Origin of the sequence: Streptomyces sp. MNU76, assembly GCF_020982545.1 — a bacterium.
GTDB lineage: Bacteria > Actinomycetota > Actinomycetes > Streptomycetales > Streptomycetaceae > Streptomyces.
On record NZ_JAJKLK010000008.1, the window covers coordinates 462,547 to 471,528 of the forward strand.

9 protein-coding genes and 1 pseudogene are annotated in these 8,982 nt (G+C 71.9%); 1 reads left to right on the forward strand and 9 read right to left on the reverse strand.

Annotated features, from left to right (window positions below):
* Positions 1–69: 69 nt before the first annotated feature.
* The 4 genes from E4N62_RS22285 to E4N62_RS22300 form a co-directional block, all read right to left on the reverse strand.
* Complete coding sequence (locus E4N62_RS22285) at positions 70–288, reverse strand: hypothetical protein (protein ID WP_230216998.1); 219 nt, start codon at positions 286–288, stop codon at positions 70–72.
* Positions 273–437, reverse strand: a complete 165-nt coding sequence (locus E4N62_RS22290; RefSeq protein ID WP_230217000.1) for a hypothetical protein — start codon at positions 435–437, stop codon at positions 273–275. The genes E4N62_RS22285 and E4N62_RS22290 overlap by 16 nt, the downstream gene beginning before the upstream one ends.
* Before the next feature lie 37 nt (positions 438–474).
* A complete protein-coding gene (locus E4N62_RS22295; RefSeq protein ID WP_230217018.1) occupies positions 475–903 on the reverse strand; it encodes an ATP-binding protein in 429 nt (142 codons plus the stop codon).
* 306 nt (positions 904–1,209) lie between these two features.
* The gene (locus tag E4N62_RS22300; RefSeq protein WP_230217020.1) at positions 1,210–2,499 is read right to left on the reverse strand and encodes an alpha-L-fucosidase; all 1,290 of its coding nucleotides are present in this window, start codon (positions 2,497–2,499) and stop codon (positions 1,210–1,212) included.
* A gap of 433 nt (positions 2,500–2,932) precedes the next feature.
* On the opposite strand from E4N62_RS22300, the gene E4N62_RS22305 reads away from it, so the two are divergent.
* Positions 2,933–3,355, forward strand: coding sequence for an SseB family protein (locus E4N62_RS22305; protein ID WP_184898176.1), 423 nt, complete (start codon positions 2,933–2,935; stop codon positions 3,353–3,355).
* A 72-nt stretch (positions 3,356–3,427) separates the two neighbouring features.
* On the opposite strand, the gene E4N62_RS22310 is transcribed toward E4N62_RS22305, so the two are convergent.
* From E4N62_RS22310 to E4N62_RS22330, 5 genes and pseudogenes are all read right to left on the reverse strand, one after another.
* Positions 3,428–3,829 carry a MarR family winged helix-turn-helix transcriptional regulator gene (locus E4N62_RS22310; protein WP_184898178.1) on the reverse strand — a complete coding sequence of 134 codons (402 nt, stop codon included), beginning with the start codon at positions 3,827–3,829 and terminating at the stop codon, positions 3,428–3,430.
* A gap of 66 nt (positions 3,830–3,895) precedes the next feature.
* Entirely contained in the window at positions 3,896–4,249 is a 354-nt protein-coding gene (locus tag E4N62_RS22315) for a VOC family protein (protein ID WP_230217022.1), read from the reverse strand.
* Positions 4,246–6,588: a 1,4-alpha-glucan branching enzyme gene (glgB, locus tag E4N62_RS22320; RefSeq protein ID WP_374117031.1), complete on the reverse strand. Its 2,343-nt coding sequence runs from the start codon at positions 6,586–6,588 to the stop codon at positions 4,246–4,248. The genes E4N62_RS22315 and glgB overlap by 4 nt, the downstream gene beginning before the upstream one ends.
* Positions 6,589–6,602: 14 nt before the next feature.
* Positions 6,603–7,991: a maltokinase gene (locus E4N62_RS22325; RefSeq protein WP_230217024.1), complete on the reverse strand. Its 1,389-nt coding sequence runs from the start codon at positions 7,989–7,991 to the stop codon at positions 6,603–6,605.
* A gap of 29 nt (positions 7,992–8,020) precedes the next feature.
* Positions 8,021–8,982, reverse strand: a pseudogene (locus E4N62_RS22330) (alpha-glucosidase C-terminal domain-containing protein); the annotation flags it as partial.

The window sequence follows — 8,982 nt, forward strand, 5'->3', positions numbered from 1 at the left end:
ACTCCACGAAGACCGCCGGGCGGATCACCTCCGCGAGGCCCGTCAGCAGGTGGGCGCCGGTCCCCTCGCTCAGCCGCACGGCGCGCTCCCACATGGCGCGGGCGCGGGCCGGGCGGCCTCCGTGAGCACGGCCATGGCATCCGGGTCGAAGCCGGTCAGCGCCCGCTCCACGTGGTGCGCCCGCTCGCTGACCGGCGCCCCGATCCGGGCCGGTTCGACGGCGGCGAGGTGGTGCATCCGGGTGCGCAGCGTGGGATCGATGCTGTCGTGGACTACGGACCGCAGCACCGGTTGCTGGAGCGCCAACGGCCGTCGGGCCCCGGCCGCGCGAGATCCCGGGTGGTCAACTCACCGAAGTCCGCGTCGAGTTCGTGCTCGGGACGGCCGGTGACGGCCGCCACCAGAGCGGGTGCGGCGTGGCCGCCGAGCACGGCCACGGCCTGGACCGTCCGGCGCGGGCCGTCGGTGAGGGTGTCAGTTTGTCCAGCAGCAGAGAGCTGAGCCCCGTCGGCCTGCCGGCCTGGAGCAGGGCGAGGAAGTACGGCGGGTTGCCCTCGCTGGCGGTGTACAGCTCGGCGGCGAGACCGGCCGGGCGGCCGGGGCCAAGCCCGCGAGGCAGGCGTCGCGGTCCAGGGGGCCCGGTTCGAGCCGGAGCACCGTCCCGCCCTCCACTCCCCGGGTGAGGGAGGCCGCGAGCCGGGGCGCGGTCTGCCGTTCACGCCGGGCCACCACGATCACCACGGGGGCGCGCCGCGGCGGATGCCGGACGAGGTGGTCGAGGAGTTCCAGGGAGGCCGGGTCGGCCCAGTGCACGTCGTCGAGGGCCACCACGAGACCGTCGCCCGCGCGCGCTGTCCGGGCCAGGAAGGCCGCCGCCGCGCGTTGCAGGGCGAAACGGTCCATGGTGTGGACCGGTCGCCCGGCCGCGCAGCACCGTCATGCCCCTGTCCCGCGCCCGTGCGCAGAACTCGGAGACCAGCCTGCTCTTGCCGAGGTCACCGGTGAGTGCGTCGAGTACGCCGGCGAGGCGGGCCGGCTCGGTCTCCCGGCTCACCGGAGGAGCCACGTCCCACGGCAATGCGATTCCCCCCCGAAGCGGGCCCGGGCCCGTCCCGGGCCGACCCGGCGGTTCATGAACGCGAACCTCCGGTCGATTCCCGAGGATTGTACGTAGCCGCCGACACGCCCCCGCCGACGTGTCCCCGCCGGTCAGTCGCGCCCCGAGCCGCGGTAGAGGTCCAGTTCTCCCTCCAACTCCACGGCGAGGACGGTCGCGTACGGATCGAGGTCGGCCTGGGCGGGCGCGTCGATCCATGTCACGCCGGGCACCGCGTCGAGGCCGCCGACGACCCGGTGGTCCAGCTCGGTGCCCGCGCCGAGGACGGTGACCCTCTTGACCGGATTGCGCAGCCCCCGTACCGCCACGGACTCACGCGGTACGTCGAAGCACATCAGGTACAGGGTGCGCCGGTCGGCGGAGAGGGTGCTCGGACCGTAGTGGTGCCCGGCGGGCAGCCCGGCGACCGTGCCGTACACGGCGTCGCAGTGCCGCCCGATCCACGCCCCGAGCCCTTCCAGCCGCTCGACCTGCTCGGCGGGGATCGTCCCGTCCGCCCTCGGGCCGACGCCCAGCAGCAGATTGCCGCCCATACCGATCGTCTCGGCGAAGTAACGCACCAGCTGCCGCACGGATTTGTGGTTGTGGTCCGCGTGCTGGAAACCCCATGAGTCGTTGATGGTCAGACACAACTCCCAGGGCCCTGCGGGCGCTTCGAGCGGCACGCCCTGTTCCGGGGTGGCGTAGTCGCCGTACGAGAGCATGCGCGCGTTGAGCACGGTGTCCGGGTTCTCGCGGAGGATCAGCTCGGCCAACTCCCGCACTCGCCACTGCTGTTCGGTGCGTTCCCACTCGCCGTCGAACCACAGCAGGTCGGGCCGGAACCGCTCGACCAGCTCGCCCACCTGGCCGTCCCGGTAGGCGAGGTAGCGGTCCCAGGCGGCCGGGTCCTCCTCGCCGGGGGCGGCGTGGGAGTAGGGATTGGCGTCGTTGCCGCCCGGGTGCTCGTTCGTCCACCGGTCGATCTCGGGGTGGCGGGCACTGGCGTAGTCGGGGTGGTTCCAGTCGGAGTGCGAGTAGTAGAGGCCGACCTTCAGGCCCCGTTCGCGCAGCGCGTCGACATAGCCGGTGATCAGGTCCCGGCCCGCCGGCGTGCGGTGGACGACGCCCAGGTCGCCGTGGGCGGTGTCCCAGAGGGCGACACCGTCGTGGTGGCGTGCCGTGAGCACCGCGTACCTCGCGCCGACCCGGGCGAACAACTCGGCCCAGGCCGTGGGGTCGTACGCGGACGCGGTGAAGCCGTCGAGCTGTTTCATGTACTGCTCGTGCGTCACCTCGCCCCAGTAGAAGGACCAGGACTCCGGCACGCCGTCCACGGCGTAGATGCCGTAGTGGATGAAGATGCCCAGTTTGGCGTCGGGAAACCAGGGTTGCATGGTCATGCGGCCACGCTAGGACCGGGGCCCCGGCGGGCGCGTGGGCGCGGGTCACCACTACTGGTTCATTCTCACCTGCCTCGGGCGCCGGCGAAGTCCCCGAGGCGCTTCGGTGGAGCGCCGGCCGCGCGACCTCTGCACACGGCGTCGCCGCCCCGGCAAGAGCAGTCTGCGAGTGTACGTCCTCGACGGCCCCGGGAAGATCGGCGCGGACGGGCCCTACCTGAGTGGCATCCGCAGCCCGAAGAGACATCCGGGGTGCCTCCGAGGCGACCACCCCCGTCGTGACCGGGGCCCTCGGACCCCGGCGGCCCCTCGTGTCCCGTATGCATCGGCCAGGCAGAGGAATGCCCGCCCCGCCGTCGGGTACGCGAAGGGCGCAGCGCCCGGGACGGACGCCGCCCCGGGCGGCCTTTCCGCTACCAGCTGGGATCTTCTGATGGACATACCCGCCAATGGCCACACCCCGCCCCAGGCCGCCTCGCCGGCCCAGCGGGCGCTGACCGCGCTCGCCTTCGACACCCATGACACGGCCGCGCTCCACACGCTCGCCGACACCGACGTGCTGATCCCGGTCCCGGACGACGCCGACGAGGCGGCCGTCAACGATCCGACGGCCGTGGCGCTGCCCGTGCTGGAGCAGCCCGGCGGCGAGCAGATCGTGCCGGTCTTCACCTCGGAGCCCGCGATGGCCGAGCTCCTGCCCTATGTGTCGCGCTACCGGCTGGTGCCCCTGGGCGCCCTGGCCTCCCAGTGGCCCGCCGACGCCGACCTCTCCCTCACCATCGACGCCGGCTCCCCGCACGGCCTCACCCTCGACGCCCACGACGTGGGCACCCTCCTGGGAGGTCAAGGGATCTGATCCGCACGGGGGAAACTCGCCCGACGGACGAGGGGACGGCCCGCAGACCGTTCCCGCGGCCCCGCGGGCGGGTCAGTCCTGCCGCAGCATGCGGGCCAGGACCTCACGCTGCAGGGGCTGGACCTCCGTGTGCAGCTCGCGGCCCTTGTCCGTCAGGGCCACCCACACACCCCGCCGGTCCTCCGCGCACACGGACCGCTCCACCAGGCCGTCCTTCTCCAGCCGGCCGATCAGCCGGGACAGCGCACTCTGGCTGAGGTGGACCTTCTCGGCGATGTTCTGCACCCGGCACAGGTCCCCGGACGCGCTCGCGGCGGCCATCCCCGACGCGAGGATGTCGAGCACCTCGAAGTCGCTGGCGCCCAGCCCGTGCGGATGCAGCACGCGGTCGATCTCGCACATCGTGCGGGCGTGCACGGACAGGATGTCCCGCCACTGGTCCTCGAGCCGGACACCGGTCGTGTTCGCTGCCATATGTGCACGGTAACAGAGGGCGAAGCATTCGTTGCCCGTGCAACTAGTGCAGACGCAACCATCGCGCTACTCGGCCGCCGTGTCCTCCACCAGCCCGATCAGATTGCCGTCCGCGTCCTTCACCGAGGCGATCAGCCGGCCGCCGCCCACGTCGTGGACGTCCTCCAGCGTCTGCGCCCCGGCCTCCAGCAGCGCCGCGAACCTCGTGCGGATGTCGGTGACGTGCCAGTACGGCACCGGTCCCGTCATCCCCTTGGCGTGGCCGTTCGGGTCCAGCCCCACGTCCTGCCCCGCGTCCTTGAAGCCGACGTAGTACGCCGAGTCCGCGTACGGCTCGACCTGCAGCAGGGCACTGAACAGGGCTTTCGCCCGAGCCAGGTTCTTGACGGGGTAGATGACGGTCTTCAGTCCGGCAGTCATGTCGCACTCCTACGGGGTGATCTCCGGTCGCCCGGATCAGGCCCCACGCTAGGGCGCACCGGCGCCGCCGGGCTTCTCCGATCCTGATCGGTCGCCCCGGGGCCGGAGGACCGCTCGGGGCGGAGCCACACCGTGGCCAGCGGGGGCAGCGTCAGCCGGACACTGGCCGGCCGCCCGTGCCAGGCGTGCGGCTCGGACTCGACGGGGCGGGGATGCGTGACCCCGCCGCCCCCGTAGACGACCGCGTCCGTGTTCAGCACCTCGTGCCACACCGCGACGTCGTCCGGTACCCCGAGGCGGTAGTCCTCCCGCACCACCGGGCTGAAGTTCGAGACGGCGAGCAGCGGCGTCCCGTCCGCGGCGAGCCGCAGGAACGCGAAGACGTTGTCCTCGGCGGCGTCCGCACTCACCCACTGGAAGCCGGCCGGGTCGGTGTCCCGCTGCCAGAGGGCCGGTGTCTGGCGGTAGGTCATGTTCAGGTCGCGGACGAGGTCCCGCACCCCCCGGTGGTCGGCCTCCGCGCCGTACCCCGGATCGAGCAGCCACCAGTCCGGCCCCTGAGCCTCCACCCACTCCCCGCCCTGGGCGAACTCCTGCCCCATGAAGAGGAGTTGCTTGCCGGGGTGGGCCCACATGAAGCCCAGGTACGCGCGGTGGTTGGCGCGCTGCTGCCACCAGTCGCCCGGCATCTTCGACACCAACGCCCGCTTGCCGTGCACGACCTCGTCGTGGGAGATGGGCAGGACGTAGTTCTCGCTGTACGCGTACACCATCGAGAACGACATCTCGTTGTGGTGGTACTTGCGGTGCACGGGTTCGTGCTCCATGTAGCCCAGCGAGTCGTGCATCCACCCCATGTTCCACTTCAGCCCGAAACCCAGCCCACCGCTGTCGGTCGGGCGGGTCACGCCGTCCCAGGCCGTGGACTCCTCCGCGATGGTCACCACACCGGGCGCCCGCCGGTACACGGTGGCGTTCATCTCCTGGAGGAACGCCACCGCGCCCAGATCCTCGCGCCCGCCGAACACATTGGGCGACCACTGTCCGGACTCCCGCGAGTAGTCGAGGTAGAGCATGGAGGCGACCGCGTCCACCCGCAGCCCGTCGACGTGGTACTCCTCGCACCAGTACACGGCGTTCGCCACGAGGAAGTTGCGCACCTCGGTGCGGCCGAAGTCGAACTCGTACGTCCCCCAGTCCGGATGCTCCGCCCGCCTGCTGTCCCCGGGCTCGTACAGCGGCTCCCCGTCGAAGCGGCCGAGCGCCCAGTCGTCCTTGGGGAAGTGGGCGGGCACCCAGTCCACGATGACCCCGACCCCGGCCCGGTGCAGGGCGTCGACCAGGTACTTGAAGTCGTCCGGGGTGCCGAGACGGGCCGTCGGGGCGTAGAAGCCGGTGACCTGGTAGCCCCAGGAGCCGCTGAACGGGTGCTGGGCGACCGGCATCAACTCGACATGGGTGAACCCGAGATCAGAGACGTACCCGGGCAGCACATCGGCGAGTTGACGATACGTCAGACCCGGTCGCCAGGACGGGAGATGGATCTCGTACACGGAGAACGGCGCCTCGTGCACCGGGACGTCACCGCGCCGGGCCATCCACTCCGCGTCACTCCACTCGTAGCGCGAGGCGTGGACGACGGACGCCGTCGCGGGGGGCACCTCCGCGCGGCGGGCCATCGGGTCGGCCTTCAGCAGACGCCGGCCGTCGCGCGCGGTGATCTCGAACTTGTAGAGGGCGTCCTCGTCCACCCCGGGCAGGAACAGCTCCCAGACCCCGGAGGAGCCCAGGGACCTCATCGGGAACGCCGTCCCGTCCCAGCAGGCGAAGTCCCCGACCACCCGTACCCCCCGGGCGTTCGGTGCCCAGACGGTGAAGCGGGTGCCGGTGACGCCCTGGTGGGTCATGGGCTCGGCCCCGAGCGCCTTCCACAGCTGCTCGTGCCGCCCCTCCCGGATCAGATGCAGGTCCAGCTCACCGAGCGCGGGCAGGAACCGGTACGGGTCCTCCACCTCGTGATCGGCGTCCTCGTACGACACGAACAGCGTGTACGCGGGCACGGCGTCGAGCGGCAGGAGCACGGAGAAGAGACCGTCGCCCTCCGAGGCGAGATAGGTGCGCTCACCCGCGATCACGACGCTCACGGCGTGGGCGTACGGGCGCAGGGCCCGCACGGCGACCCCGCCGCCCGGCACCGGATGGGCGCCCAGCACGGAGTGCGGATCGTGGTGTGCGCCGGAGAGCAGCCGTGCGCGCTCCTCGGGGGCAGGGGAGGGGCGGCCACGGTCAGCCGGGGGCGGCGCCGGGGCGGGCCGGCGGACTCGGGGGCGTGGTGTCACGCAGAGCCACGGCTTCAGTCTCCTCTCACGGCGAGACGCTCGATCGCCGCCATCGGTACGGGGAGCCAGTCGGGACGGTGGCGGGCCTCGTAGAGGACCTCGTACACCGCCCGGTCCGTCTCGTAGGCGCGCAGCAGACCGTGCTTCTCGCGCGGGTCCCAGCCGGCGCGGGCGGCGTAGCCCGCGCAGTACTCCTCCCGGCAGCGGCGCGCCCACTCCGGGCGCCAGGGCCGGCGCTGCCGGGCGGCGTAGTCGAAGGAGCGCAGCATCCCGGCGATGTCCCGCACCGGCGACTGCGTGCCGCACCGCTCGGCGAGCGGACGGGACGGCTCGCCCTCGAAGTCGATGACGAACCAGTCGGGACCGGCCCGCAGCACCTGCCCCAGGTGCAGGTCGCCGTGGACGCGCTGCGCGGGCGGCCCCGGGTCGCAGGCGAGCAGCGCGCGGAAGGCCGTGCGCAGCCCGGGGACGTACGGCCGCAGGGCCGGTACGGAGCGTGCGGCGGCGTCCAGCCGTTCGGTCATCGCGGCCGCCGTCCGCCCGGTCTCGTCGTGGGCCCCGGTGGGGAAGGCCGAGGCCAGCGCCAGATGCACCTCCGCCGTGGCCCGGCCCAGCTCACGGGCCTGTGCCGTGAAGTCCTGTCCGGCGGCGAGCGCGCCGAGTGCCAGCGTCCAGCCGTCCGACGCGTCGGGCAGGAACGGCTGCAGCACACCGAGCGTCGCCGGGAACGGATCGGTCGTCCGGAACCAGGCCACCGGCGCCGGCACCCGGCCGCACCCCTGCCCGGCCAGCGCGCCCGGCACCTCCAGATCGGGGTTCACCCCCGGCTGGACGCGCCGGAAGACCTTCAGGATGTACGCGTCCCCGTACACCAGCGAGGAGTTGGACTGTTCGGCGTCCAGCAGCCTGGGCGCCAACCCGGCCGGTACCCGTGCGCCGGGGTCCGCCTCGAAACGCAGCGGGCCCGCCGAGCCGGGATGCCGCAGCCGTTCGAGGAGCAGCTCGGCCGACCGGGGGTCGTACAGCGCGTCGTACACCGTCAGACCGGCGAGCGGTCCCTCGTGCGCCTGTCCGATGAGCGCCCGGGCCAGGCGCGGCACCGGATGCTCACGCACCCCGAGCAGGAGCTGGTAGCAGTCGCCGGCCGGGGGCGGTCCGCCCGGCGCGGGCACCCCGCCGTGCGCGGGGTGGCTCGGCTGACCGGTGTGCACGAGCAGATGCAGGCAGCCCGGATACAGCTCGGTCATCGACAGCAGGGCGAGCTCCGTGACCGGCCGGTCCTTGCCGGCGAACCAGCGCTGCCGCGGCAGCCACTCGCGCAGCAGTCCCGCCAGCGAGGTGATGAGGCCGGCGGCGACCTCTTCACCACTCGGCCGGAGCAGTGCGGATGCGGTCTTCGACATGGTGACGCGTCCTTTCGCCGGCCCGCGCTTCAGCGCCCTCGGGCAGCGCGGGAGAGGACTCGGGAGAGCCGGAACCAGTAGAAGCCGTGGCCCGCGAGGGTGAGGAGGTAGGGCAGTTCACCGATGGCGGGGAAACGGACTCCGCCGATGAGTTCGACGGGATGGCGTCCTTCGTAGGTGCGCAGATCGAGCTCGGTGGGCTGGGCGAAGCGTGAGAAGTTGTTCACGCACAGCACCAGGTCGTCCTTGTACTCGCGGAGGTAGGCGAGCACGGACGGGTTGGAGGAGGGCAGTTCGGTGTAGGTGCCCAGGCCGAACGCCGGGTTCTGCTTGCGGATCTCGATCATCCGGCGGGTCCAGTGCAGCAGCGACGACGGCGAGGACATGGACGCCTCGACGTTGGTGACCTGGTAGCCGTAGACCGGGTCCATGATCGTGGGCAGATAGAGGCGGCCGGGATCGCAGGAGGAGAAGCCGGCGTTGCGGTCGGGGGTCCACTGCATGGGGGTGCGGACGGCGTCGCGGTCGCCGAGCCAGATGTTGTCGCCCATGCCGATCTCGTCGCCGTAGTAGAGGATCGGGGAGCCGGGCAGGGAGAGCAGCAGGGCGGTGAAGAGTTCGATCTGGTTGCGGTCGTTGTCCAGGAGGGGGGCCAGGCGGCGGCGGATGCCGATGTTGGCGCGCATGCGCGGGTCCTTGGCGTACTCCGCGTACATGTAGTCGCGTTCCTCGTCGGTGACCATTTCGAGGGTGAGCTCGTCGTGGTTGCGCAGGAAGATGCCCCATTGGCAGTTGGAGGGGATGGCGGGGGTCTTGGCGAGGATTTCCGAGACCGGGTAGCGCGATTCCCGTCGTACGGCCATGAAGATGCGGGCATGACGGGGAAGTGGAACGCCATGTGGCATTCGTCGCCGCCGCTGGCGAAGTCACCGAAGTAGTCGACGACGTCCTCGGGCCACTGGTTCGCCTCCGCGAGGATGACCGTGTCCGG